Consider the following 26,362-nt stretch of genomic DNA (forward strand, 5'->3'; position numbering starts at 1 on the left):
ACTGGCGCAGGCAGATTAGGCGGCGGGGGCGACTGTGCGTGGCACAGCGAAAGCAGGGAAAGCGATGCCGCCAGGGCAGAGGAAATTAGTACTTTTTTATTCAATTTATAACCTAGGTTCCCGCCACTTTCATACGATTTACTAAAATCGAGCCGACGGATTTAGAACCATAAGTGTACATATCTGCCCCCACGGACTCAATCCCCATCAGCATGGCCTTGAGGTTGCCGGCAATGGTGATTTCTTCAACGGGGAAGGCAATCCGGCCGTTTTCGACCCAGAAGCCGGACGCACCGCGCGAGTAGTCGCCGGTCACGTAGTTCACGCCCTGCCCCATCAGTTCGGTCACAAACAGCCCCCGGCCCAGCTTGCGCAGCATGGCATCCAGGTCATCTCCTGCCCGCGTGTGGCGGCTGGTCAGCGTGAGGTTGTGCGAGCCGCCGGCATTGCCGGTGGTGCGCATGCCCAGCTTGCGCGCCGAGTAGGTGCTCAGGAAGTACCCTTCCACCCGGCCGGCATCCACCACTTTGCGGGCGCTGGTTTTCACACCCTCTTCGTCAAAGGGCGCGCTGCCCTTGCCCTTGATCAGGTGCGGGTCCTCGTAAATGTCGATGTGCCTGGGGAAAGCAGCCTTGCCCAGGCTGTCCGCCAAAAACGTGCTTTTGCGGTAAAGCGCACCGCCGCTGACAGCCTGCACAAAACCGCCCAGCAGGCCGGCCGCCAGGGGTGATTCAAACAGCACCGGGCACTGTGTGGTGGGAATTTTCCGGCTTCTCAGGCGCGCCAGCGCGCGCTCGGCGGCATAACGGCCCACTGCCTCGGGGCGGGCCAGTTCGCTGGCGTCGCGCATGGAGCTGTACCAGGCGTCGCGCTGCATCTGGTTGCCCTTGCCCGCGATGGGCGCCACCGAAATGCTGTGGCGCGAGCTGGCATAACCACCGCGAAATCCCTTGGTATGGGCACTGAAAAAATGGCTTTGCTGGGCCGACACGCCAGCTCCCTCGCTGTTGGTAATCAGCCGGCTGGTGCCCATGGCCGCGGCTTCGCATTGCAGTGCCAGGTGAGCCGCCTCTTCTGACGTGATGGCCCAGGGGTGGAACAGGTCCAGCGCCGGGTACTCGCGGGCAATGTCGCGGTCGTCGGGCAGGCCCGAGGTCTCATCTTCCGCGGTAAAGCGCGCAATATCGTAGGCCGCCTTCACGGTCTGCTGGATCGCGGCTTTGGAAAAATCACTGGTGGCCGCGTTGCCGCGCTTTTTGCCGATGTACACCGTGATGCCCAGTGACTTGTCGCGGTTACGTTCCACGTTTTCGAGTTCACCCTTGCGCACGCTGACGGACAGGCCACAGCCCTCCGACGCTTCGGCCGCCGCATCGCTGGCGCCCAGCTTCTTCGCATGGTCCAGCGCAGTGTCCACCAGCTCCTCGAAAAAGTCGCGGTGGTAGCTGAAACCGGATTCAGGCTCGCGGGTGGTGCGGCTCTTCAGGCCGGAAACGCTGCTGGCTGAAGGGGTGGAATGGCGGGTGGAAGGCTTTTGGGTCATATGGGTAGCTATGATACTGACTGCTATGAACACCAAGACTACCAAGGCCATCAAGGGATACTGGTCCAACGGCCGCTTCGTCAAACCCGAAGAAATCGCTGCCGAAGAAACAGGCCCGCCCAGCAAAACCCAACTGAAAGCAGAGGCCGATGAAAAACAGGCCCTGGGCGAAGCCCTGCTGACCCTGCGCGCCGACCTGATGGCCCGACTGGATTTGCCCGACAAACTCCTGGATGCGCTGGCCGAGGCCAAAAAAATCACCAATTTCGAGGGCAAGCGCCGCCAGATGCAGTTCATCGGCAAGCTGATGCGCCCCCTCGATGCCGGCCCGATCCGCGAAGCCATCAACGAGCAGCAAAGCGGCTCGGCGCAGCTCACGCTGCAATTGCACCTGGCCGAGCAGTGGCGCGACAAACTGATCGCCTCGGACGACGCGCTGGGCGACTGGCTCACGGCCTACCCCGCGACCGACTCGCAGCAGCTGCGCACCCTCATCCGCCAGGCCCGCAAGGATGCCAAGCCCGAAAAGCCCGGCGAAGCGCCGCGCCACGGCAAGTCCTACCGCGAGATTTTCCAGCTGGTCAAGCAAGCCATGGCACCGGAGGCAGACGCATGAGCCGCCGGGCCGCTCCCAAGGCGAATGGCACCGTAGCGCGCAGCGCGGAGGTTAATCCATGAGCCGCCGGGCCGCTCCCAAGGCGAATGGCACCGCAGCGCGTAGTGCGGAGGTTGACCAATGAGCGCGACCCCGGCCCCTGGCATGTACGACGCCGTCAAGGTGGGGATCGTGTCGGTCAGCGACCGTGCCTCGACCGGCGTCTACGTCGACAAGGGCCTGCCGGCGCTCAAGGACTGGCTGACCCGCGCCTTGCGCAACCCCATCACTTTTGAAGAGCGCCTGATCCCGGACGAGCAGGCTGGCATCAGCGCGACGCTGATCGGGCTGGTCGATGCCGGCTGCTCGCTGGTGCTCACCACCGGCGGCACCGGCCCTGCACTGCGCGATGTGACACCGGAGGCCACGCTGGCAGTTGCCCACAAGGAAATGCCCGGCTTTGGCGAGCAGATGCGGCAGATCAGCCTCAAATTTGTGCCCACCGCCATCCTGTCGCGACAGTGCGCGGTGATTCGCGACCACAGCCTGATCCTCAACCTGCCCGGCCAGCCCAAATCAATCCAGGAAACGCTGGAAGGCCTGAAAAATGAAGCCGGCGAGTCGGTCGTGCCCGGCATCTTTGCCGCCGTGCCCTATTGCATTGACCTGATCGGCGGCCCCTACCTCGAAACCGACCCGGCGGTTTGCAAGGCCTTCCGGCCCAAGTCGGCGATTCGTACCCCGGGCATACCGAGCACACCGGGCATACCAGCCCCATGACTCTCGCCGCGCCGTCAGCCATTGCCATCGCCGCGCAATTGGCGGCGGGCAAGCTTGACGCCACCACGCTGCTGGCCGACACCCTGGCGCGCATTGATGCGCAGAATGCTTCGCTGGGCGCCTTTGTCGCGCTGCTGAACCCCGGCGCCGCGCGCGAGCAGCTGGAGCAGCTCCAGGAAGCCGGTGGCCCGCTACAGGGCCTGCCGGTGGCCGTGAAGGACATCTTCGACACAGCCGACCTGCCCACCAGCTACGGCTCGGCACTTTACGCCGGCGCCCAACCACGTTGTGACGCGGCCATCGTCAGCGTGATCCGCCGCGCCGGCGGGCTGGTGATCGGAAAATCGAGCACCACGGAATTTGCCTTTCTGCATCCCACCGCCACGCGCAACCCGAATGCGCCGGGCCGAACGCCGGGCGGCTCCTCCGCCGGGTCGGCGGCTGCTGTCGCCGCGGGTCTGGTGCCTTTTGCGGTTGGCACGCAAACCGGCGGTTCCATCATTCGCCCCGCATCGTACTGCGGCGTCACGGGTTTCAAGCCCAGTTTCGGCCTGTTGCCGACAGCCGGCCTCAAATGCTTTTCGTGGTCGCTCGATACCGTGGGCCTGTTCGCCCCCAGCGTGGCCGAGGTGGCGTGGTTTGCGCAGGCCTTGAGCGGACATGCGCTGGCGCTGCCAGCGGTGCAGGCAAGACCTGCAAAGTCATGGGTGGTGGGCGTGCCCGACGCTTACCCCTGGAGCCCCGTATCGCCCAGCGCCCAGCGGGCGATCGACGCCGGCAGCCAGGCCTTGCGGGCCGCCGGCGCCAAGGTGCTGGGCATCACCCTGCCGGCCTGGATGAAAGACGTGTTTGAAGCGCAGGATGTGATCCAGGGCTACGAGGCCTGGCGTGCACTGGCGCGCGAGGTTGACCAGCTGGCCCGGCAACCCGAGGCGCTGTCGGCCATTCTGCGCGACTACCTCATGACTGCGCGCCACATCAGTGCGCAAACCTATGAAGCCGCGCAGCAGACCGCGTGGCAGGGCCGACAGGCCTGCGCCGACTGGTTTGGCCAGTTTGATGTGCTGATGACGCCCAGCGCCCCCGACGAAGCACCGCCGGGCTATGGCAGCACCGGTACCTCCACGTTTAATCGCGCCTGGACGCTGCTGGGTTTGCCGTGTTTGAATGTGGCGGGCGCCGTGGGCGTGAACGGCTGCCCCATGGGCCTGCAGGTCATTGGCGCTCCCCACGCGGACCGTGCCTGCCTTGAAGCCGCCGACTTTCTGGAACGGTCGCTGAGCGCGACCTGAGAAGCTGGTTGTCCTGGGCTTATTTTCCGACCAACTGGTTCAGCTTGTCGGCTTCAAAGGTCTCGTGCAGCGCTGCATCCTTGGGTACGCACTCCCGGGTGCTGGTGGCCTGAGGCCCGGAAAGCTTTTCAATTGCCTGCCAGAGCATCGAGATCTGGTGCTCCTGCCCCGCCGCGTTGTCGATCAGGCCGTGCATGGCCTGCGACAGCGGGTCGTCTTCCAGCGTGATGCCGTAGGCCGAAAATGGGGTCGTCGTGACGTCAGCGCTTTCACCGGTTTTGGACGGAATGATGCGCGCCGGGATGCCCACGGCCGTGGCCCCGGCGGGCACGGGCTTGATCACCACCGCGTTGCTGCCGATCTTGGCGCCGTCGCCGACCAGGAAACCGCCCAGCACCTTGGCGCCGGCGCTGACCACCACGTCCTTGCCCAGGGTCGGATGCCGCTTGGCACCCTTGTAGAGCGAGGTACCGCCCAGCGTCACGCCCTGGTAGATCGTGCAGCCATCGCCGATTTCGGCGGTTTCTCCCACCACCACGCCCATGGCATGGTCGAAAAACACGCGCTCGCCAATTTTGGCGCCGGGGTGGATCTCAATGCCGGTGAACCAGCGCGAGAGATGCGAGATGAAGCGGCCCAGCCATTTGAAGCCGTGGTTCCAGCACCAGTGCGCGCGGCGATGCAGGACCAGGGCATGCAGGCCCGGGTAGCAGGTCAGCGCTTCCCAGGCCGTACGGGCGGCGGGGTCGCGGTCGAGGATGCACTGGATGTCGGAGCGGAGTCTGGAAAACATGGCTCCGAGTCTACTGGTGGTCCAGCGTGTCTGCTGGCGCGGGCGTTTTGACCGCGGACGGCACAGCTTTATTCGCCGTCCTCGACATGGCCTTGGCCACGCCGCGCAGGATGTGGATCTCCTCGGGGCTGAGCTGCGCCCGGTTGAACAGCTGGTTCAGTCGCGGCATCAGTTTCTTGGGTGAGGCCGGGTCCAGAAAACCAATGTCGGTGAGCGCTTTTTCCCAGTGCCCGAGCATGCCGGCCACCTCGGCGGCGTCCGCCAGTTTGGACTCAGGCGTGGCCGGCTGCACGGCAAAGCCCCCCAGCGCCTGGCGCCAGTCATAGGCGATCAACTGCACCGCGGCGCCCAGGTTGAGCGAGCCGAACTTCGGGTCTGTCGGAATGCTCAGGGCCACATGGCAGCGGTACACATCGTCGTTTTGCATGCCAAACCGCTCAGAGCCAAACAGGAAGGCCACCGAATCGGGTTGCAGACCTTTATTTTCGGACGACGAAGGCTCATCGTTTAATAGCAATTTACTGAAGTGCTCGCGCGGCGCACGGGTCGGCGGGCCAAAGTCGCGCGGCGTCATGGCGGTGGCACACAGGTGGGCCATGCCATCGAGCGCCTCATCCAGCGTGGCCACAATCCGGGCATTTTTCAGGACATCGAGCGCGCCGCTGGCCCGCTGGATGGTTTCTTCACGGTTCAGTACGTTCGCCCAGCGCGGCGCCACCAGCACCAGGTCGTCAAAGCCCATGACCTTCATGGCGCGCGCCGCAGCGCCCACATTGCCGGCGTGGCTGGTGTTGATCAGGACAAAACGGGTTTTCATCGGTAAATGTTGCAATGGGGCGGCTCTCGCCGTCCTGTTTCAGGGGCTATTCGGGCGATGCCGGTAAAATGGGGATATTGTCGCCTGCCCCGGTTACCGGGCCGCAGTCCTGGTCGCAGCTTTCTGCCCGCTCTTTCTTACCCTTTATGTCCAGCAATCTACACCCCATGCTCAACGTGGCCATCAAGGCTGCGCGCGCCGCCGGCGCCATCATCAACCGCGCCGCCCTTGATGTCGAAGCCGTTCGCGTCTCGGTCAAGCAGACCAACGATTTCGTCACTGAAGTCGACCAGGCCGCTGAAGCCGCGATCATCGAAACCCTGCTGACGGCCTACCCCGGCCACGGCATTCTGGCCGAAGAATCGGGCAGCGAGCATGGCGCCAAAGACTCCGAATTCGTGTGGATCATCGACCCGCTGGACGGCACCACCAACTTCATCCACGGTTTTCCCGTGTACTGCGTCAGCATCGCGCTGGCCGTCAAGGGCAAGATCGAGCAGGCGGTGGTCTACGACCCCACCCGCAACGACCTGTTTTGCGCCACCCGGGGCCGTGGTGCCTACCTCAACGACCGCCGCATCCGCGTGGCCAAGCGCACCCGACTGCAGGAGTGCCTGATCGGCACCGGTTTTCCTTACCGTCCCGGCGACAAGCTCAAAACCTATCTCAACATGCTGGGCGAAATCATGAGCCAGTGCGCCGGTGTGCGCCGTCCCGGCGCGGCAGCGCTCGACCTGGCCTATGTCGCGGCCGGCTACAGCGACGGCTTCTTTGAAACCGGCCTCAAACCCTGGGACGTGGCGGCCGGCTCGTTGCTCGTCACCGAAGCCGGCGGCCTGATCGGCAACCTGACCGGCGAAGCCGACTTCATGGACCATGGCGAATGCCTGGCCGGCAACCCGCGCATTTACGGCCAGATGGTGGCCACGCTGGCCAAATACAGCAAGTTTGCCGGCGCCGCCCAGAAGATGCAGGTCGCACACGCTGTCGAGCGTTCCAGCGACCGCCCGGCCGTGGATGGGGCCGAAGAAGAGGCCGAACCGGCCCCGGCGGCAGACGCCGGCGCCGCACCGCCGCCTGCGCGAACCCTCACCCGTGCGCGAAAAATACCTGCCGCCGGCCCCAAGCTCTGAGAGCCCCCCCCGGTGAGGCCTCTTTCAGCCACACCCTGAAGAAACCGGCCGGCAACGCCGCCCTGACCGGCCAGCGCCGGCAAGAAAACGGCGCCGCACCTGGCGCGGCCGCGCTTGCCCGAATGTAAAGCCGCGGACTAGAATGACCCCGGAACCACGACAGCCCTGCTGCGGGTTCGATGCCAGTAAGGTGCCCTCCCGGTAGGCAGTCGAGTTGCCCGGGTGGGTTCGGAGGACCTGAATATGGCCAACGACAGCCCAGTCCAGACGCCTGCGCCGACCCGCGCCGCAGTCGCAGGAGTTCGGGCGTTGTTTTGGCCCTTGTCGCTCTTGATGGCCGCCGTCGTGGCGCTGACGGCATGGACCATTGCGGAAAGCTACGACCAGTACCGTGAACGCGAGGCCGCCCGCATCGAGGCCATGGCCACCCTGCGCGCCGGCCAGGTCACCACCTGGTTGCAGGAGCGTATCGGTCGGGCAGAGTTCGCCGGCCACAGCCCGATGGTCGAACTCTACTTGCGCTGGCGCGATGGGGGTGAAACCACTGCCCATGACCGGCTGTTGTTCCGTTTGTCCCAATTTCTCCAGGCCAGCGGAGGCCACAGCGTGCTGGTGATGGACGATCAAGGCCAGATCGTCGCCGGCACGCCCAACGCGGAACAGCAAGCGTCGCCCCTCCTGCGCGAAGCGGCCCGGCGAGCCATTGACAGCGGCAAACCACAGTACACCGATCTCTACGGGCACGATGGCGCGCCGCCGGCACCGCGGATCGACGTGGTGTCGCCATTCAACCTCGCCGGCACGCCGGCGCGCGCAGCACTGGTGGTGAGACTTGACCCCCGTGACTTTCTGTTTCCGACGCTGCGCGAATGGCCGCTGCCCAGCCGCAGTGCGACCTCCGTGCTGGTGCGGCGCGAAGGCGACTTTCTGGTCGAGCCCCATTCGAGAAGCCGCTTGCCGCTGTCCTCGCCCGACCTGCTGGCGGCCAAGGTCATACGCGGCGATGTGCCGCTCGGCCAGGCCGTCGACGCACTGGACTTCCGGGGCCAACCGGTGCTGGGCGTGCTCCGCCCGATAGCGGGCACGGACTGGTTCCTGATGGCCAAGATCGACCACGACGAGGCCTATGCCGATGCGTGGCGCAACGCGCTGTGGATCGCCGCAGCGGGGGTGCTGGCGCTGCTTGCGATGGGGGTGGGCGCCTACTGGTTCCGCGAGCGTCAGGCCCTGCAGTTTGCGCGCATCGAACGCGCCCACCAGGAAGAGAAATTGCGCGCGCTGCAACTGCTGGATGCCATCGCGCAGGGCTCGACCGACTCGATTTTCGCCAAGGACAGGGCAGGCCGCTACCTGCTGTGCAACAAGGCGGGTTGCGAGGCCTTGGGCAAAACAATGGAAGAAATCATTGGCAACGACGACCGCGCGCTGTTTCCGCCCGCCGAAGCCGCCCGCCTGGCCGCCAGCGATGCGCGAGCCATGACGCAGGGCCGCACCGTCAGCTACGAGGTGGAACTCCCCACTCCGCGCGGGCTGTCCACCTTCCTCACGACCAAGGGCCCCTTGCGCAACACGGCGGGCGAGGTGACCGGCGTCTTCGGCATCTCGCGCGACATCACCGAGCGCAGCCGCATCAGCGCCGAACTGGACCTCCACCGCCATCACCTGGAAGCACTGGTCAAGGAACGCACGGCGGCGCTGGAGCGCACCGTCAGCGACCTGGAAGCCTTCAGCGCCAGCGTGTCGCACGACCTGCGTGGCCCGCTGCGCACCGTCAACGGCTTTGCCATGCTGCTGGAACGCTCGGAAGCATCCGCCCTGTCCGACAGCGGGCGTCACAAATTGGCCCGCATCATCGCCGGGGCGGCGATGATGGATCGCATGATCGAGGACATCCTGGCGTGCTCACGCGCCGAGCGCGTGGAGATGACCTTCCGGCCGGTCGATCTCAACGAGCTGGTGGGCAAGCTGGTACGCGAGCTGGCACCAGCCTGTCCGAACAGCCACATCAGTGCCGGCCCGCTGCCCGTGGTGCAGGCCGACCCGACGCTGATGGGCCAGGTCTTCAACAACCTGATCGGCAATGCGTTGAAGTTTTCCGCCGGGCAAAGCCCGCCGCGCGTGGAGATCGGCACGCAGGAGGGGCCGCACGGCACCGAAATTTTCGTGCGCGACAACGGCGTGGGGTTTGATGCGGCCCAGTCGGACAAGCTGTTCGCGCCTTTCCAGCGCCTGCACCGCGCTGAAGATTTCGCCGGCACCGGCGTGGGCCTGTCCATCGTCAAGCGGCTGATCGAGCGCCATGGCGGGCGCATCCGTGCCGAGTCGACGCCGGGCGAACGTACGACATTCGCGTTCACGCTGGGGCCGGCCGCGCTGGCGCATCCATAGGATAATACGGGGCATTCCACGCAAAGCCCGGCTCGTTCCGGCCACTTTGCGCCTTCTGTTTCACCAGCCCCGTCGCGGCAGTCCAAAAAGCGGCGTGCGCCAATCACACGGGTTACGTCTTGTTTCGTCTGCGGCTGGCGCCCTGCAGGGCTGTACACCTGCAGCGACCCCGCTGATGACAGGCAGTGAATGTCAGTTACCATCAAAACATAAAAACATAACCGAACCTTGGTGCAGGCACCCCCGGCGCGTCACCCGAAAATTCTGAAAACCCATGTCCATGTCCTCGATGCCTGAATCTTCCTCACAACCAGCTACCACCCCTGCAGCCGATGCCGCACTGATGCGCGAAGTCGCCGAACTGGTGGTTTCCTCGCTCAACCTCGAAACAGCAGCCGCCGACATCCAGCCCGACGATGCGCTGTATGGCGACGGCCTGGGCCTCGATTCGATCGACATCCTGGAGATCGCCCTGGTAGTGTCCAAACGCTACGGCCTGCAGCTGCGCGCAGACCATGAAGACAACACCGCCATCTTCCAGTCGCTGCGCAGCCTGAGCGAACACATCGCGCTGCAAAGAACGAAGTGAAACCCGGCTTGAAGGCAACACTGCTGCGCAGCGCTCGCTGGGCGGCCATTGCCGCCTTCTGCGCTGCCTACTCCATCCTCGCCCATCTGGCGGCGGCGGACCCCACCCCCGACCTGCTTGATGCGGCCGTGGCCATTGCGCCGCTGATTGGCCTGGCGCTGGTGCTGGCCTGGCGTTCGCCGCAGCGGCCCTGGATGCTGCTGCTGTGTCTGGCGGGCTCGGCCACTCTCTACGGCATGGCGGACTGGCTGGTGCAGCACTACAACTGGGTTTTTCTGCTGCAGCACGCAGGCATACAAGCCTTGCTCGGCCTGGCCTTCGGCCGCACGCTGCGCGCCGGCCAGGTCCCGATGGTGTCGCGTTTCGCAGCCATCGTGCATGGCCACCTGTCACCCGCGCTGGCGCGCTACACCCGCCAGGTCACCTGGGCCTGGACGCTGTATTTCGGTGCGATGACGGCCCTGTCGCTGCTGCTGTTCTGGCTGGCGCCGGTCGCCATCTGGTCAGCCTTTGCCAACCTGCTGAACCTGCCATTGCTGATCGTCATGTTTGCGGCGGAGTACGTGGCACGCCTGTGCCTTCTGGCGCCCGCCGACCGGGCCGGGCCGCTGGAGGCCATTCGCGCCTACCGCCAGGCCAGCTCGGGCGGGCTGCCGCCATCTTCCTGAGAAGTTCCTGAGAAGCCGCCTTTGTCCATGCCCACTTTTGCGCTCCTGACCCACCGCAGTTCTGACGACATCCTGGCCTGGCGCGACGGCCAGGGCATCACCGTGCGCCAGTTTCTCGGCGACGTCCGGCATCTGGCTGCCGCGCTGCCGGCCGGCAAGCACATGCTCAATGCCTGCACCGACCGCTATCACTTCACCGTGGGTCTGGGCGCTGCGCTGCTGACCCGGAAAATCAGCCTGCTGCCGCCAACCCACACGCCGGAAATGATGCGCCAGATGCAGGCCATTGCACCCGATGTGTTCTGCCTGTCCGACACCTTTCATGAGATAAGCCTGCCGCGCTTTGTTTACCAGGAAGCCTTTGCACAAGGTCCGGCAGAGGTCGACGCTGACGCGCCCTGCGACATTCCGCACCTTCCCGGTGACCAGCCGGTGGCCGATGTGTTCACTTCGGGCTCGACCGGCGTGCCGCTGCCGCACCGCAAGACCTGGGGGGCGCTGGCGCAGGGTGCTCGCGCCGAGGCGCTGCGGCTGGGCCTGGGCCTGGGCCTGGGCCTGGATGAAGGCCGCCCTTACAGCATTGTGGGCACCGTGCCGCCCCAGCATATGTTCGGCTTTGAATCCACGGTGCTGTTGCCGCTGCAAAGCGGCGCGGCCATCCACGCCGGACACCCGTTTTACCCCGCCGACATCGTCAGTGCCATCCGCGCCGTCGCCCGCCCCCGGCTGCTCGTCACCACGCCCGTGCATTTACGGGTGTTGATGTCCTCAGGCGCTGACCTGCCTGCGCTGGACCTGCTCTTGTCGGCCACCGCGCCCCTGGAGCCCCAACTGGCGCAAACCTGCGAAAGCCGTTTTGCCGCCCCGCTATTTGAAATTTACGGCTCCACCGAAACCGGCCAGATCGCCTCGCGGCGAAGCGCCCAGACCCGTGAGTGGGAACTGTTCCCCGACGTCAGCCTGACGCCGCGGGGCGACCGCATCTGGGCTGGCGGGGGCCATGTCGCGCAGGCCATGCCCATGCACGACGTGCTCGAGCTGATCGACGACCGGCGGTTTTTGCTGCATGGGCGCCTGGGCGACCTGATCAACATCGCCGGCAAGCGCAATTCGCTGGCCTACCTGAACCATCAACTGACCTGCATTTCCGGCGTGCTGGACGGCGCTTTTTTCATGCCCGACGACAGCAGTGACGGCGCCGTGGTGCGCCTGATGGCCTTTGCGGTAGCGCCCGGCCTGTCGGCTGCCGAACTGCAGGCTGCGCTGAAAGAGCGCATTGACCCGGTCTTCCTGCCACGCCCCCTGGTGTTGCTGGACGCCCTGCCGCGCAACAGCACCGGAAAACTCCCGCGCGAAGCGCTCCAGGCGCTGGCCCGGCTGCATCAGGCGCCTGCGGGCCGGGGAGCGGGCCACCATGCGGGGTGAAACCACCTTGACCATTGCCGCCGATCACCCGGCGTTCCCCGGGCACTTTCCGGGCAGGCCGATTGTGCCGGGCGTGGTGCTGCTCGATGCGGCCCTGCATGCGGTGGAGCAGGCGCGCCAGACCCCGGGCGAGCAACCGGCGGCCGGGCCAGCCCTGCATTGCCAGATTGCCTCGGCCAAATTCCTGAGCCCGGTGCAGCCCGGCGAGACACTGACCATCGCCTACACCCGCACCGACAAGGGCCCCGCCCGCTTTGAGATCGCCTGCGGCCAACGCCCGGTGGCGAGCGGCACTTTTGTCTTCGGGACCACTCCATGAACCCTTCGCCGGGCCACCCACCAGAAGGCTCGCTCCGGTCGCCCGACGGGACGAAGCAACAAGCCGCCTGGCGGCAACGCCCGGAGCCCAGCAACATGCTGATGCTGCGCGTGATGACGTGGATTTCGCTGCGTTTGGGCCGCAGTGCCGGCCGCTTTGTGCTTTACGGCATCGCTGCCTATTTCCTGCTTGCCGACGCGGCGGCGCGCCGGGCCTCCCGGGATTACCTGCGCCGCGTGCTCGGGCTGCCCGGTGCTGCACGGGTCGGCTGGCGCCATGTTTTCCGGCACTTTTTGAGCTTTGCCTCGACCATTCATGACCGGATCTACCTGATCAACGACCGCTTCAACCTGTTCGACATCCGCGTTCACCAGGAACACCTGGTGGCTGAACTCACCGCTGCGCACCAAGGCGTGTTTTTGATGGGCGCCCATGCCGGCAGTTTTGAAGTCCTGCGCGCTATCGGTCGCCGGCAACCCGGCCTGCGCGTGGCCATGGTGATGTACGAGGAAAACGCGCGCAAACTCAACGCCGCCCTGAGCGCCATCAACCCGGCAGCGCAGCAGGACATCGTCCCGCTGGGCCATGCCGATTCGATGCTCCGCGTCAACGACCTGCTGTCGGCCGGCAGCGTTGTCGGCATGCTCGCCGACCGCCGCCTGAACCGTGACGCAACCCGTCCCGTGCCGTTTCTTGGCGAGCCCGCCGAGTTTCCCGTGGGGCCGTTCCGGATGGCGGCCATCTTGCGGCGTCCGGTGTTTTTCATGGTCGGGCTGTACCGTGGCGGCAATCGCTACGATATCCACTTTGAAACGCTGGCCGATTTTTCCAGCATTGCCGCGGGCGGACGCGAGGCCGCGGTGCAGGCCGCGATGGCACGTTACGCGCTGCTGCTGGAGCAGCATTGCCGCACGGCGCCGTACAACTGGTTCAACTTTTTTGACTTCTGGCTGGCGGACAATCCGTTGCCCGCCGCAAACCCGGTTTCCCCCCATGATTCAAACGCTTGAAACGCCAGAAACGCAATCCCGGATGATCAGGCCCGTGCCAGGCCTGAAGGTCTTTCTGGCCGGGGTCGGCCTGCTGCTGGGCCTGTGCTGCGCACCGGCCCTCGCCGCCTGGGATGTGGCGCAGCTGATGCAGGGGCTGGCCCAGAACAAGTCGGGCCGCGCCAGCTTTGTCGAAACCAAATACATCGCGCTGCTCGACAAGCCGGTGGAATCATCCGGCGAGCTGCTCTACACCGCCCCCGACCGGCTGGAAAAACGCACCCTCAAGCCCAGGCCCGAGTCGCTGCTGATTGAAGGCGGCAACCTCACCGTCGAGCGCGGCAAACGCCGCATGGTGCTGAGCCTGCAGGAACATCCCGAACTGGCCGCGTTCACCGAAAGCATACGCGGCACCCTGGCCGGCGACACGGTCGCGCTCAAACGCATCTACAACCTGGACCTGGAAGGCAGCGAGGAGCGCTGGACGCTGACCTTGCGTCCGATCGAAACAAAGATGCTGGACGTGGTGCAGCGCATCCGCATTGCTGGCAGCCGTGCCGAGGTGAAGTCGATTGAAATCGAGCAGACCGACAAGGACCGCTCGGTGATGCTCATCGACAAGCTGGCCGCGCCATGATGGCAAGGTTGTTCCGGCGCCAGTTCTTGCCGGTCTGGATCTGGCTGGCATTTTTGCTGGCCTGCGGCGCCATCATCAGCCGGACCACCATCACCACCGACCTGTCGGCATTTTTGCCGCGCAATCCCACGGCCGAGCAGCAACTGCTGATGGATCAACTGCGTGAGGGCCTGGCCTCGCGCCTGATTCTGGTGGGCATCGAAGGTGCGGACGCCCCCACCCGCGCCAGGCTTTCCAAAGAGGTCGCCCAGCGCCTGCGCACCGATCCTGCTTTTATCTCCGTCAACAATGGCGAGCCCGTCAACACCGAGCGCGACCGCGCCTACCTGTTCAACAACCGCTACCTGCTCAGCTCCGCCGTGACGCCTGAACGCTTCAGCGCCGAGGGTCTGCATGCGGCCCTGGGCGAAAGCATCGACCTGCTGGCCTCGCCGGCCGGCTTGCTGATGAAGTCCTTGCTGCCCCGCGACCCGACCGGTGAAATGGTGCAGCTGCTCGGCGAACTCGACAGCGGCAAACGCCCGCCATTGGTCGACGGCGCCTGGGCTTCACGCGACGGTGCACGCGCCCTGATGCTGCTGCAAACACGTGCGGCAGGCTCCGACACCGATGCCCAGCAGCGGGCCATGGCCGCCATCCGGCAGGCGTTTGACGCGGCACCCCAGGCCAGCCCCGCCGCGCGGCTGGTGATGAGCGGCCCCGGCGTGTTTTCCGTGACCTCACGCGAGACCATCCAGAGCCAGGTCAGCCGCCTGTCGCTGATCAGCGTCGTGCTCATTGCCACGCTGCTATTGCTGGTTTACCGCTCCCTGACGGCGCTGGCATTGGGTTTTTTACCCGTCCTCAGCGGTGTGCTGGCCGGTATTGCGGCCGTGAGCCTGGGCTTTGGGACGGTGCACGGCATTACCCTGGGATTCGGCACGGCGCTGATCGGCGAGGCGGTGGACTATTCGATCTACCTCTTTGTGCAATCCGAACAGGCCGGTGCCGACCCGCAAAACTGGGTCAAGCGCTTCTGGCCCACGGTGCGGCTCGGCGTGCTGACCTCAATATTCGGCTTTGCATCGCTGTTGCTGTCGGGCTTTCCGGGTCTGGCGCAACTTGGCCTGTATGCGATTGCCGGCCTGGTCGCGGCGGCGACCATGACCCGTTTTGTGCTGCCGCACCTGCTGCCGGCAAAGTTTCGCATCCATGATGTATCGGCCATAGGCCGCGTGCTGAGCCGCTTGACCCTGCGCGCCGGGGCACTGCGCTGGCCGGCGGCCATCCTCTTGCTGGGCGCCTGCGCCGTCCTCGTGAGCCAGCGCGCCACCTTGCTCAATGAGAAGATTTCCTCGTTGAGCCCGGTGTCGCAAGCTGAGGTGGCGCTGGACGAGCGCCTGCGTGCCGACATGGGCGCGCCTGATGTGCGTTACCTGGTGGTGGTGTCCGGCACAAGCCGGGAATCCGTGCTGCATTATTCCGAGCAGGTGGCCACGCTGCTGCAGACGCAGGTTGATCAGGGCGAACTCGCCGGATTTGAAAGCCCCAGCCGCTATCTCCCGAGCGCGGCGACCCAACGCGCCCGCCAGGCCAGCCTGCCCCCGCCCGGCCCGCTGCAGGTGCGCCTGGCAGAGGCCGTTCAGGGGCTGCCGGTGCGCGCGCAACTGTTCACGCCATTTCTTGCCGACGTTGAAGTCACCCGCAGCAGGCCCTTGCTGCAGGCGGGCGACCTGGAGCGGACCTCCATGGCCATGGCGGTAGATGCCTTGCTGCTCCGGCAAGACCGCGGCTGGACGGCCTTGCTGCCGCTCAAGGCCCCTGAAGGCGCCGGCATCAACGCCGGGAAGATTCGCGCCGCCCTGGGCGCCACGGGCCTGCCGAACGTGCTGTTTGTCGACATGAAAGCCGAATCCGACCGGCTGTATTCGGGCTACCTGCATGAAGCCACGCTGCTCTCGCTGGGCGGGCTGGTCGCCATTGTCGGGCTGCTGCTGGTGGTGTTCCGATCGCCGCAGCGCGTGTTGCGCACCATCGCCCCCCTGGCTGCCGCCGTGGTTACGGTCACCGCGGGGCTGGCCCTGTTTGGCCAGCAACTGAGCATCCTGCATCTGGTGGGCCTGCTGCTGGTGGTGGCCGTGGGCTCCAACTACGCGCTGTTTTTTGACCGCCCCGAGCCGCTGGAGCCGATCTCCCACCGCACCCTTGCCTCGATGCTGCTGGCCAACCTCACCACCGTTGCAGGTTTTGGGCTGCTGGCTTTTTCCAAGGTATCCATACTGCACGCCATGGGTGTCACCGTGGCACCGGGCGTCATCCTGGCGCTGGTGTACGCAGCGATTTTTGCGAGGCCATCCCGTGCCTGATCCGCGTTGGCACTCCACGCCGCTGATCCGCGCATCCCTTGCGCTGCATGGGCTGGCGCTGGTCGCCGTCGTCACCGTACCCGGGCTGTGGCCCTGGGCGCTGGCCGCCGTGGTGGCCAATCACCTGCTGATTGCCGCCGCTGGCCTGTGGCCGCGCAGCCACTGGCTGGGGCCGAACTGGACACGGCTGCCCGCCGCCGCCACGGCCAGAAATGAAATCGCCCTGACCATCGATGATGGCCCCGACCCCGTCGTCACCCCGCAGGTGCTGGACCTGCTGGATCGCCATGCGGTGCAGGCCACCTTTTTCTGCATCGGCGAACTGGCCGCGCGCTACCCGGACCTGTGCCGCGAAATCGTCAGCCGCGGACATGCCGTCGAAAACCACAGCCAGCATCACCGCCATTATTTTTCCGTGATGGGCCCACGCGGCCTGGCGCGGGAACTGCACGCCGCGCAAGAGACGCTCACCCGGATCTGCGGTCAGCGCCCCTTGTTCTTCCGTGCCCCGGCCGGCTTGCGCAACCCCTTTCTGGAGCCGGTACTGGCCCGGTTCGGGCTCAGGCTCGCCAGCTGGTCCGCGCGGGGTTTCGACACCCGCATCGACGATGCCGAGCGCGTGAAAAGCAGCCTGCTGCGCGGCCTGCGGGCGGGCGCCATCCTGCTGCTGCACGATGGCCATGCCGCGCGCACATCCCGGGGTGTCCCGATCATTCTTGAAGTGCTGCCCGCCGTGCTCGACGCCGCTGCAGCCGCCGGTCTGCGTGTTGTCACCTTGCGCCAGGCCCTGTCATGACCACCCGCTGTTGCCGGCCAGCAAGCCTGCATCAAGCCGGCTTGCCCGGAGGGTGGCCAGGCAACAGCCGACCGGTGGAGTACGCGCCGTGATCCACAACAGTCCAGACAATCCAAACAATCCAAAGGCAGCCTGGTACCACCAAGCTGCCGAGGTGATTCCCAGACACCTGTATCTGAAAAGCATCGGCACGACGATTTTCATCAGCCTGTTTTTTGGCGCTTACTTCTACCTGCTCAGGAACCCTGCCTACGCAACGACGGTGATGCCTGTCACCGGGCTGGATCACCTGATTCGCTTTGAACCGCTGGCCTTGCCGCTGTATGTGTCGCTGTGGGTCTATGTTTCCATGCTGCCGGCCTTTTTTGCAAACCGGCGCGAACTCTACCGGTATGGCGCCGCCATGGCGCTGATGTGCGTGGCCGGTTTGTCCATTTTTTATTTCTGGCCCACGGCCGCACCCACGCCCGATATCGACTGGACCCGGTATCCCGATATGGGCCTTCTCAAAAATATCGATGCCTCTGGCAATGCCTGCCCCTCCCTGCATGTCGCCACCGCGTTTTTCTCGGGTTTCTGGCTGCATCACCTGATGCGGCGATTCCGTGCGCCGCTGTGGATACACCTGGTCAACTGGACGTGGTGCGCCGGCATCATCTATTCGACGCTGGCAGTCCGTCAGCACGTGGTGGTGGACGTCGCCGGAGGCCTCGTGCTCGGCGGGCTGGCCGCCTGGCTGTCACTGCATCGCAGGCATCCATAGTTGTTGTCGCTCGATGACCACCGACAAAGACCGCTTCCCGGAAATCACAACCCGAGAGCTCCGCATCTGAGAAATCCACCCATTCGACTTTCGGCAACTGACAACAACACTCAAAGAACGTCGCCTATGCACAGATATTTGATCTCCAGATAGTCGTCCATAGCGTGATGCGAGCCTTCTCGGCCCAGGCCGGATTGCTTGACGCCACCGAATGGCACGTGCTCTGAGGCAAGGATGCCGACATTGATGCCAACCATTCCGTACTCCAACGCCTCAGCCACCCGATAGATGCGGCCGATATCGCGGCTGTAGAAGTAGCTCGCCAATCCGAACTCAGTGTCGTTGGCCGCGAGGATAGCTTCCTCATCGGTTCTAAAACGGAAAACAGGTGCCAACGGGCCGAAAGTTTCTTCACGCGCGCAAAGCATGTTAGGCGTTGCATCGGCGACTACTGTCGGCTCGAAGAACAGGCCTTGCAGCCTGTGACCACCGGTCACCAATCTGCCGCCCTTTTTTACAGCGTCATCGATGTGCCGCTGTACCTTGTCCACTGCAGCGCTTTCTATCAGCGGACCTTGCACCACACCCTCGTCGAAGCCATTGCCTACTTTCATGGCCTTTACTCTGGCTGCGAACTTGCTGACAAACTCGTCGTACACCCCGTCCTGCACATAAAACCGATTGACGCAGACACAGGTTTGGCCTGCGTTGCGGTACTTGCTGACCAACGCACCTTCGACCGCTGAGTCAATGTCAGCGTCGTCGAACACAATGAAAGGGGCGTTACCGCCCAGTTCGAGCGACATTTTCTTGACCGTGGGTGCCGACTGGGCCATCAGGATGCGCCCGACCTCGGTGGAGCCTGTAAAGCTCAAGTGGCGCACCACATCACTGGCGCACAGGGCCTTGCCAACGGCGATGGAATTCTGGCTGTCGGAGGTGATCACGTTGAGCACACCGGCCGGAATGCCGGCCCGCAGGGCCAGTTCGGCCGCCGCGAGTGCCGTCAGCGGCGTCAGTTCGGCCGGCTTGATGATGACCGTGCAACCCGCCGCCAGTGCTGGAGCCACCTTGCGTGTGATCATCGCCAGCGGGAAATTCCACGGCGTGATCGCCGCGCATACGCCAATGGGCTGCTTGAGCACCATCAGGCGGCGGTCGGCGGCAAATTGCGGCAGGGTTTCGCCGTTGACGCGCTTGGCTTCTTCGGCGAACCACTCGACAAAACTCGCACCGTAGGCCACCTCGCCTTTGGCCTCGGCAAAGGGCTTGCCCTGCTCGGCCGTCATGATGCGGGCGATGTCATCCTGGTGAGCCATCAACAGGTCGAACCAGCGCCGCAAGATGATGCTGCGCTCCTTGGCAGTCTTGCTGCGCCAGGCTGGCCAAGCGGCATTCGCGGCGGCAATTGCGGCGTCGGTCTCGGCTGCGCTAAGGTTGGCCACATCAGCCAGTTTGTGCCCGGTTGCCGGATCGATCACGTCGAATCGTTGCGCGCCGGCCACCCAGTGGCCATTGATAAGTGCATGAGTCTGGAGAAGGCTGGCATCACGCAGTGCAGTGAAGGGAGAGGAGGAGGAAGCGGCAGTGGTCATGAAGCAATTCCGGAGGCTAACCCCGCCCTCCAGGGCTGGCAGAAGCCAGCACTGATCAGCAGGGAGGACGGGTTAATGAAGGTTGACGGAGGGAAGAAGAAAACCTAGAGAAAACCTAGGCCACAGGCATCAGACCGCGTTGTTTTCCAGGCTGGCCATGGCGATGGCCTGTGCGTTCAGGATGTGGGTTTGCGCGGCGTTCCGCGCGGCATCGGGGTCCTGGTCGCGGATGGCCGACAACAGGCGGTGCATTTCCGCAGGCGCCGCCGAGCCACGCTGGCGGCTGGCGATGGTGATCATCCGCAGACGGTTGATACGTGCGTTCAGTGAGTTCACCACGCCCCAGGCCACGGTGTCCCCGGCCGCCTGGAACATCGTGTGGTAGAAAATTCCGGTCTGCTCCATGACGCCCTGCAGGTCATTGGCTTCAAAGGCGGCCTCGATACGCTGCAGCGTGGACGTCATGCGGATGAGGCTGGCCTCGTCACGGCGCAGGGCGCAGGCCGCCGCCGCATGGCCTTCGAGCAGGGCGCGCAGTTCGTAGATCTGACGGGTCGTGTCCGCGTCGATGACGGCAACGATGGGCCCCTGCTGGGGCACAGACTCAACCAGGCCTTCTGTTTCCAGGTGCCTCAGCACTTCCCGCACCACCGTTCGGCTGACGTCCAGCTCTTCGCACAGGGCTCTCTCCACCAGGCGTTGGCCAGGCTTGAAATACTGGGAAAAGATCGCCGAACGAACTTTCTCCAGCGTGAGCTCGCGAAGTGTCTTCTGGTTCCGGTCTACCTTGATGTTATCGGCCATGGGTGTCACGATCTTTCCTCTACTCTGGATATCCTCGGGTGTGCGCGTCTTGTGAACGCGCACTGCATCGTGTCTATTATCGGCAAAGGCTCCCGGCACGGGAAGCGCTGCGGGTGGCAGGAGTTTCATGTTGGCCTTCGGCATTGCATTCAGGCCGGGTCGTGGTACGCCATGCCGCGTGAGGCGTCCCAGGCCACGGTCACTTCATCGCCGTTGTTCCAGATCTTGCCATCGCTCATGCTGGCGTTCATGCGCACGGTGATTTCCTGGTCCCACGGTGTGACCACGGAGTACTGGATGGTGTCGCCGAGATAGCTGCGATCACGCACCCGCACCGCCAGGCTGGCGCCGTCGCCGGCCTGAGCGACCGATTTCAGCCGCATGCAGTCGGGACGCACCATGAGTACCGCCTTGCGGCCCTGCTCCACTACTTGGCTTGCGGCACCGGATCTGACACGGCCGCCATTCGGTAGCGTGTAGACCGTCTCGTCCGTACCGCGGGAGCTGAGCTCTATGGGCAGAAAGTTGGAGTTGCCAATAAAGCTGGCGACAAACCGCGTGGCAGGTGTCTCGTACAAATCGGTGCCCGAGCCAACCTGCTCGATGCGGCCCTTGTTGAAAACGGCGATGCGATCCGACAGGCGCAACGCTTCTTCCTGGTCATGCGTCACGTAGAGAACGGTGACCCCGGTTTCCTGGTGGATGCGGCGCAACTCGCTCTGCAGCTCTTCACGCAGCTTTTTATCCAACGCAGACAAGGGCTCATCCATGAGCAGGATGGGCGGGTCATAGGCCAGCGCCCTGGCGATGGCCACACGCTGCTGCTGGCCGCCTGACAGCTCGGCGGGCTTGCGATGGCCGAAGTCATCGAGGTGGATCAGCTTGAGCATACGCGCGGTCTTCTCGCGGACCTTGTCTTCGCTCCATTTGCGCACGCGCAGCGGAAAGGCGATGTTCTCGGCCACGCTGAGGTGCGGAAACAAGGTGTAGCGCTGGAACACCATGCCGATGTTGCGCTGGCTGGGCGGCACGCTGAGCAGGTTCTTCTGGTTGAGCACCACGCTGCCTTCGGTCGGGTCTTCGAAGCCGGCGGTGATATAGAGCGTCGTGCTCTTGCCCGAGCCGCTGGGGCCGAGAAAGGTCATGAACTCGCCGCGCTGGATATCCAGCGAAACATGGTCGATCGCGACCGCGGCTCCGTAGGTCTTGCGCAGGTCGCGCAGGCTCAGAAATACATCGTTGGGTGTGGACATGGCAATCAATCAGGTGGGGGATTTCGTGGCCCTGGTGCCCAGCAGCGCGGACAGCAGCATGAACAGGAGCGTGATGCCGATCAGCAGAGCCGAGGCCGCGGCGATCACCGGCGAGAGGTCCTGGCGCAGCGCGGCCCAGATCCGCACCGGCAGGGTTTCCGCGCCCGGCGTCGCCATAAAGATGGCCAGCACGACGTCGTCCCAGGAGATCAGGAAAGAGAACAGCGCGGCGGCGCCCAGGCCCAGCCGGATCGACGGCAGCGTCACACGCCAGCGTACGGCCCATTCGCTGGCGCCGCAGATGCGCGCCGCGTCTTCCAGCGCGAAGTCAAAACTCTCCAGCGAATTGGAGATCGCGATGATCGAAAACGGCAAGGCGATGACCAGGTGGCCCAGCACAAAACCCGGCAGGGTGCCGGTCAGGCCGATGCGCAGAAACACCGCATACAGCGCCACGGCCAGCACGACCACGGGCATGACCATTGGCGTCAGAAAGAAGGCCCGCAGGATGGCCTTGCCGCGGAATCGTCCGCGCACCAAAGCCATGGCGGTGAAGAAGCCGAGCACCACCGACAGCACACTGACGAGGACGGCGATCTTCAGGCTGTTCCAGGTCGCTTCTATCCAGCCCGGCTCGGCCCAGAGCTGCTGGTACCAGCGTGTGGTCCAGCTCGGCGGCGGAAAGGCCAGCCACTGCGAACTGCCGAAAGACAAGGCGACGATGAACACAATCGGCGCCAGCAGAAACACCACGGTCAAAACAGCGATGAACAGGAGCCCCACCTTGAGGGGCCGGCCGATATGGGGAAATTCGAGCAGCATGTCGGGAGTTCCAGTCAATCAGGCGGCAGCGTTACGCTTGCCTTGAACACCGCCGTAGAGGCGCAACTGCAGCGCATATAGACCCAGCGTCACAACCATCAGCACCAGTGCCGCGGCGCCGCCCAGCCCCCAATTCAGCAGGGACTGCACCAGCTGCGCGATCAGTTCGGCCAGCATCATGTTGTTGGTCCCGCCCAGCAAGGCCGGCGTCACAAAATAACCCAGTGACATCACAAACACCATCAACGCGCCACTGGCAAGGCCAGGCGCCGCCAGCGGCAGCAGCACCCGCCAGAAGGATTGCCAGGCGCTGGCGCCGCAAATGGTGGCAGCGCGAAGCGTCGATGGATCGATCGCCTTGATCGTTGCGTGCAGGGGCAGGATCAGAAAGGGCAGCATGATGTAGGTCATGCCTATCGTTACGCCCACCAGGTTGTTGACCAGCGGCAGCGGCGCATCGATGGCGCCCCACTTCACGAGCATCTGGTTGATGACCCCGGTGCGCTGCAGCAGCACCATCCAGGCGTAGGTGCGCACCAGCAGGTTGGTCCACATCGACAGCAGCAGCACGCTCATCAGCAGCTTGGCCCAGCCGCGCGGAAGAATCGCCAGCAGCCAGGCCACCGGAAAACCCACCAGCACGGTGAACACCGTGACCAGGCTGGCGACCGTGAAGGTGTTGAGCATCACCTTGGCATAGGTCCACGAACCGACCAGTTCCCGGTAGTTCTGCAAGCCCCATTGCGGCTCCATGAAGCTGCGCAGCAGCAGCATCAGAACCGGCACCACAAAGAACAGCGCCAGCAGGCTCAGCACCGGCCACAGCCAGGCAAAGCCGGAGGCGCGCTTGACCCGTCCGGCCGGGTTGATCGACGGGGCCGGCCTGGCAGCGCCGTACGGAAGGGAAGCGGAACTGGGGTTGGGCATGGCAAATAAGCGTGTTGAGGTCGTCTTCGACGTGGCAAAAATGCGGCCGGAATCACGGGCCGGTGAAGAGAGCCGGCCGTGTCGACGACCGCTCGGCTTCACCCTGCCCGGCCCGGTTTACTGGGCTTGCCAGGCGTACCAGCGTTTTCCGATGGCGTCGCGGTTCTCTGCCCAGTACGCCATGTTCAGGTTGATCTGCGTCTTGGTGAACTGGTCGGGCAGGTTTTTGACGGCGGCCGCCGGCATCATGGCCTTGGCGTCCTTGTTGATGGGGGCGTAGGAAGTCTCCACCGCGAAGTCGGCCTGCGCCTTGGCACTGCTCGCCGCAGCCAGGAACTTCATCGCGGCCGCCTTGTTCTTGCTGCCCTTGGGCACCACCAGCACATCGGCGGCCGTCAGATTCTGGTTCCAGGACATGCCGACGTTGCCGCCGGTGCTTTCGATGGCATTGATGCGCCCGTTCCAGAACATGCCCAGGGGTGCTTCACCCGACGCCAGCAGCTGCTGCGACTGCGCGCCGCCCGTCCACCAGACGATCTGGCTCTTGATGGTATCGAGCTTCTTGAACGCACGGTCCAGGTCCAGCGGATAGAGCTTGTCGGCCGGCACGCCGTCAGCCAGCAAGGCCAGCTCCAGCACGCCAGGGGCGGACCACTTGTACAGCGTGCGTTTGCCCGGAAAGGCCTTCATGTCGAAGAGGTCGGTCCAGTTGGCGGGCTGGGCCGTCTTGAAGGTGTCCTTGTTGTAGCCCAGCACAAAGGAGTAGTAGAAGCTGCCGACCTGGTGCGTGCCGGAAAAGCGCGGGTCCAGGCTGGCTTTTTGCACCACGTTGTAGTCAATGGGTTCGAGCAGGCCGTCCTTGGCGGCGCGGGCGGCGAAGTCACCCTCGACATCGACCACGTCCCACACTACATTGCCGCTTTCGACCATGGCCTTGAATTTGCCGTAATCGGTCGGGCCGTCCATCACGACCTTCACGCCGCTGCTGGCGGTGAAAGGATCGGTCCAGCTTTTCTTCTGCGCCGCCTGCGTCGTGCCACCCCAGCTGGTGAAGACGATTTGCGATGATTGCGCATGACCTGCCAATGGAATGGCGAGGGAGGCAAGGGAGAGGAGGGCAAGGGCCGTCAGATGGCGGCGGCTCAAAGACAGTGTTTTCATAACTACTCCATGTGTTGAATATCGAACGGAACCAAGGGAACTACGCGTGTCACGCTTGCAATAACAGGGCCAGTTCAAGCGCGTGTAAAAGAAATAGGACTGATTGCCGTGCCGATCACACCAGCGGCGAGAACGGCATGGGCTTCAAAATCTTGCACTCCATCTCTTCAATCAAGATCTGCAGCTTGGGCAAAAATGCCTTCCACAGCGGGTCCATCAGCAGAGCCGTGCGACGTCTGTCGCGGTCATCGAGGCTCTCGAAAGCCCAGAGGTGAACGATCTGATTGAGCGCACCAATGTCGGTCGAAAAGTAGCCCACCAGTTGCCCCAGATGGCGCTTCTGAATCGCCAGTCCTTCTTCCTGCACCAACTGAATGTAGGCAGGCACGGCACCGATTTTGAGACGGTAGGTCCGCAGTTCATAAAACATGACATTGCCCTCGGGTTAACGCATGACAAAGGGATCAGCGATGGGCGCATCGCTGGTGTTGATCCAGACCGATTTGGTTCGGCTGTAGTCGAGCATGGCTTCCATGCCGGCCTCACGGCCCAGCCCACTTTCGCCATAACCTCCGAAGGGCACCATGGGCGAAATCACACGGTAGGTGTTGACCCACACCACACCGGCGCGCACCTGGCGCACGAGGCGGTGCGCACGCGCGATGTTTTGGGTGAACACGCCCGCAGCCAGCGCATAACGGCTGTCGTTGGCCAGCCGCAAGGCGTGCTCTTCATCATCGAACTTCAACACGCTCAGCACCGGGCCGAACAACTCTTCCTGCACACAGGGTGTCTTCGGGCTATCGCAATCGAGAATGGTGGGTTCGTAATAGAAGCCAGAGGCCTGCGCCGGGGGTACACGGCCACCCGTCAGCAAACGGGCACCCGCCGCGACACTGGCTTGCACCACACGCGCTATGTGTTCGCGCTGGCGCGCCGTGGCCAAGGGGCCCATTTCCGTGGCGAGGTCTTGCGGGTCACCGATGCGTATGGCCTGGGCCTTGGCTACGAGTTTTTCAACGAGAGCCTGATGCACGCTAGCCTGCACCAGCAGACGCGACCCAGCCACGCAGCTTTGGCCGGAGGCGGCAAAGATGCCCGACACGATAGCGTTGGCGGTGCTGTCAAGGTCGGCGTCCTCGAACACCATCACCGCAGACTTGCCGCCCAGCTCCAGCGACGTGGTGGCGAGGTTTTCGGCCGAGTTACGCAGGATGTGGCGCGCGGTCGACGGCCCGCCCGTGAAGGCGATCTTGGAGACCAGCGGATGGCTGGTCAGCGTCAGGCCGCAGGTCGCGCCGAAGCCGGTCAGCACATTGACCACACCGGCAGGAAAACCGGCCTCATGAATGAGTTCGGCAAAGGCCAGCAGCGGCGCGGGTCCATCTTCGGAAGCCTTGAGCACCACGGTACAACCGGCCGCCAATGCTGGCGCCAGCTTCACCGCGCTCAGAAAGAGCTGAGAATTCCAGGGCACGATGGCGGCCACGACGCCGATGGGTTCGCGCCGCGTATAAGCCTCCATGTCCTCCTTGTCGATCGGGAAGTGCGCGCCCTGCAACTTGTCGGCCATGCCCGCGTAGTAGCGGTAGTACTCCGCGATGTAGAGGATCTGCGCACGGGTCTCGCGCAGGATCTTTCCGGTGTCCGTGGTCTCCAGCGCGGCCAGCCGTTCGACGTTAACCGCCAGCAGGTCGGCCAGGCGATGCAGGAGTTTTCCGCGCTGCGTGGGACGCAGTCGTGACCATGCGGAATCGCTGAAGGCTTGGTGCGCGGCTTCGACTGCGCGATTCACGTCGGCGGCGCTGGCCGAAGGCATCATGGCCCAGGCCAGGCCGCTGGCAGGGTTGAGGCTTTCGAACGACTCTTCCGCGTGTTCGAAAGCGCCGTCTATGTATTGCTGGAATTGCTGCATGGCCATGGTCAAT

23 protein-coding genes and 1 pseudogene are annotated in these 26,362 nt (G+C 64.3%); 13 read left to right on the forward strand and 11 right to left on the reverse strand.

Going from position 1 to position 26,362, the window contains the following annotated elements; genetic code table 11:
- Positions 1–112: 112 nt before the first annotated feature.
- Positions 113–1,543, reverse strand: a complete 1,431-nt coding sequence (pmbA, locus tag AC1DS5_RS12475; protein WP_477718576.1) for a metalloprotease PmbA — start codon at positions 1,541–1,543, stop codon at positions 113–115.
- Between the two features lie 25 nt (positions 1,544–1,568).
- Between pmbA and yjgA the strand changes: the two genes are divergently transcribed.
- The 3 genes from yjgA to AC1DS5_RS12490 all read left to right on the forward strand — a co-directional run bounded on the left by yjgA (position 1,569) and on the right by AC1DS5_RS12490 (position 4,210).
- Complete coding sequence (gene yjgA / locus AC1DS5_RS12480) at positions 1,569–2,159, forward strand: ribosome biogenesis factor YjgA (RefSeq protein ID WP_477718577.1); 591 nt, start codon at positions 1,569–1,571, stop codon at positions 2,157–2,159.
- Between the two features lie 120 nt (positions 2,160–2,279).
- Positions 2,280–2,918, forward strand: coding sequence for a molybdopterin adenylyltransferase (gene mog, locus AC1DS5_RS12485; RefSeq protein ID WP_477718578.1), 639 nt, complete (start codon positions 2,280–2,282; stop codon positions 2,916–2,918).
- Positions 2,915–4,210, forward strand: a complete 1,296-nt coding sequence (locus tag AC1DS5_RS12490; RefSeq protein ID WP_477718579.1) for an amidase — start codon at positions 2,915–2,917, stop codon at positions 4,208–4,210. Before mog ends, AC1DS5_RS12490 begins: the two co-directional genes overlap by 4 nt.
- A 19-nt stretch (positions 4,211–4,229) precedes the next feature.
- On the opposite strand, the gene cysE is transcribed toward AC1DS5_RS12490, so the two are convergent.
- Both cysE and AC1DS5_RS12500 read right to left on the reverse strand, forming a co-directional pair.
- The gene (gene cysE, locus AC1DS5_RS12495; RefSeq protein WP_477718580.1) at positions 4,230–5,003 is read right to left on the reverse strand and encodes a serine O-acetyltransferase; all 774 of its coding nucleotides are present in this window, start codon (positions 5,001–5,003) and stop codon (positions 4,230–4,232) included.
- A 10-nt stretch (positions 5,004–5,013) separates the two neighbouring features.
- Complete coding sequence (locus AC1DS5_RS12500) at positions 5,014–5,820, reverse strand: RNA methyltransferase (RefSeq protein ID WP_477718581.1); 807 nt, start codon at positions 5,818–5,820, stop codon at positions 5,014–5,016.
- 146 nt (positions 5,821–5,966) lie between these two features.
- On the opposite strand from AC1DS5_RS12500, the gene AC1DS5_RS12505 reads away from it, so the two are divergent.
- From AC1DS5_RS12505 to AC1DS5_RS12550, 10 genes and pseudogenes are all read left to right on the forward strand, one after another.
- Complete coding sequence (locus tag AC1DS5_RS12505) at positions 5,967–6,953, forward strand: inositol monophosphatase family protein (protein ID WP_477718582.1); 987 nt, start codon at positions 5,967–5,969, stop codon at positions 6,951–6,953.
- A 243-nt stretch (positions 6,954–7,196) separates the two neighbouring features.
- Entirely contained in the window at positions 7,197–9,341 is a 2,145-nt protein-coding gene (locus AC1DS5_RS12510; RefSeq protein WP_477718583.1) for a sensor histidine kinase, read from the forward strand.
- Positions 9,342–9,615: 274 nt separating this feature from the next.
- Entirely contained in the window at positions 9,616–9,930 is a 315-nt protein-coding gene (locus AC1DS5_RS12515) for a phosphopantetheine-binding protein (protein WP_477718584.1), read from the forward strand.
- 8 nt (positions 9,931–9,938) lie between these two features.
- Positions 9,939–10,598: a COG4648 family protein gene (locus tag AC1DS5_RS12520; protein ID WP_477718585.1), complete on the forward strand. Its 660-nt coding sequence runs from the start codon at positions 9,939–9,941 to the stop codon at positions 10,596–10,598.
- 27 nt (positions 10,599–10,625) lie between these two features.
- Positions 10,626–12,342 (forward strand): annotated as a pseudogene (locus AC1DS5_RS12525) (AMP-binding protein).
- Positions 12,339–13,352, forward strand: a complete 1,014-nt coding sequence (locus AC1DS5_RS12530) for an LpxL/LpxP family acyltransferase (protein WP_477718586.1) — start codon at positions 12,339–12,341, stop codon at positions 13,350–13,352. The pseudogene AC1DS5_RS12525 and the gene AC1DS5_RS12530 overlap by 4 nt, the downstream one beginning before the upstream one ends.
- Positions 13,336–13,968 carry a LolA-related protein gene (locus tag AC1DS5_RS12535; protein ID WP_477718587.1) on the forward strand — a complete coding sequence of 211 codons (633 nt, stop codon included), beginning with the start codon at positions 13,336–13,338 and terminating at the stop codon, positions 13,966–13,968. Before AC1DS5_RS12530 ends, AC1DS5_RS12535 begins: the two co-directional genes overlap by 17 nt.
- Complete coding sequence (locus AC1DS5_RS12540; RefSeq protein WP_477718588.1) at positions 13,965–16,313, forward strand: MMPL family transporter; 2,349 nt, start codon at positions 13,965–13,967, stop codon at positions 16,311–16,313. The genes AC1DS5_RS12535 and AC1DS5_RS12540 overlap by 4 nt, the downstream gene beginning before the upstream one ends.
- Complete coding sequence (locus AC1DS5_RS12545) at positions 16,306–17,109, forward strand: polysaccharide deacetylase family protein (protein ID WP_477718589.1); 804 nt, start codon at positions 16,306–16,308, stop codon at positions 17,107–17,109. Before AC1DS5_RS12540 ends, AC1DS5_RS12545 begins: the two co-directional genes overlap by 8 nt.
- Before the next feature lie 88 nt (positions 17,110–17,197).
- Positions 17,198–17,872 (forward strand): phosphatase PAP2 family protein, encoded by a 675-nt coding sequence (locus AC1DS5_RS12550; RefSeq protein WP_477718590.1) that lies wholly within the window; start codon positions 17,198–17,200, stop codon positions 17,870–17,872.
- Positions 17,873–17,982: 110 nt separating this feature from the next.
- On the opposite strand, the gene AC1DS5_RS12555 is transcribed toward AC1DS5_RS12550, so the two are convergent.
- The 8 genes from AC1DS5_RS12555 to AC1DS5_RS12590 form a co-directional block, all read right to left on the reverse strand.
- Entirely contained in the window at positions 17,983–19,467 is a 1,485-nt protein-coding gene (locus AC1DS5_RS12555; protein ID WP_477718591.1) for an NAD-dependent succinate-semialdehyde dehydrogenase, read from the reverse strand.
- 129 nt (positions 19,468–19,596) lie between these two features.
- Positions 19,597–20,280, reverse strand: coding sequence for a GntR family transcriptional regulator (locus tag AC1DS5_RS12560; RefSeq protein ID WP_477718629.1), 684 nt, complete (start codon positions 20,278–20,280; stop codon positions 19,597–19,599).
- A gap of 140 nt (positions 20,281–20,420) precedes the next feature.
- Complete coding sequence (locus AC1DS5_RS12565; protein WP_477718592.1) at positions 20,421–21,524, reverse strand: ABC transporter ATP-binding protein; 1,104 nt, start codon at positions 21,522–21,524, stop codon at positions 20,421–20,423.
- Positions 21,525–21,533: 9 nt separating this feature from the next.
- Positions 21,534–22,346 carry an ABC transporter permease gene (locus AC1DS5_RS12570; protein WP_477718593.1) on the reverse strand — a complete coding sequence of 271 codons (813 nt, stop codon included), beginning with the start codon at positions 22,344–22,346 and terminating at the stop codon, positions 21,534–21,536.
- A gap of 18 nt (positions 22,347–22,364) precedes the next feature.
- Positions 22,365–23,273 (reverse strand): ABC transporter permease, encoded by a 909-nt coding sequence (locus AC1DS5_RS12575; protein ID WP_477718594.1) that lies wholly within the window; start codon positions 23,271–23,273, stop codon positions 22,365–22,367.
- 117 nt (positions 23,274–23,390) lie between these two features.
- Positions 23,391–24,434, reverse strand: coding sequence for an ABC transporter substrate-binding protein (locus AC1DS5_RS12580; protein ID WP_477718595.1), 1,044 nt, complete (start codon positions 24,432–24,434; stop codon positions 23,391–23,393).
- 115 nt (positions 24,435–24,549) lie between these two features.
- Positions 24,550–24,864: an NIPSNAP family protein gene (locus AC1DS5_RS12585; RefSeq protein ID WP_477718596.1), complete on the reverse strand. Its 315-nt coding sequence runs from the start codon at positions 24,862–24,864 to the stop codon at positions 24,550–24,552.
- A 15-nt stretch (positions 24,865–24,879) separates the two neighbouring features.
- A complete protein-coding gene (locus AC1DS5_RS12590) occupies positions 24,880–26,349 on the reverse strand; it encodes an aldehyde dehydrogenase (protein ID WP_477718630.1) in 1,470 nt (489 codons plus the stop codon).
- Positions 26,350–26,362 lie beyond the last annotated feature (13 nt).

The organism is Polaromonas sp. P4_H1 (assembly GCF_056400945.1).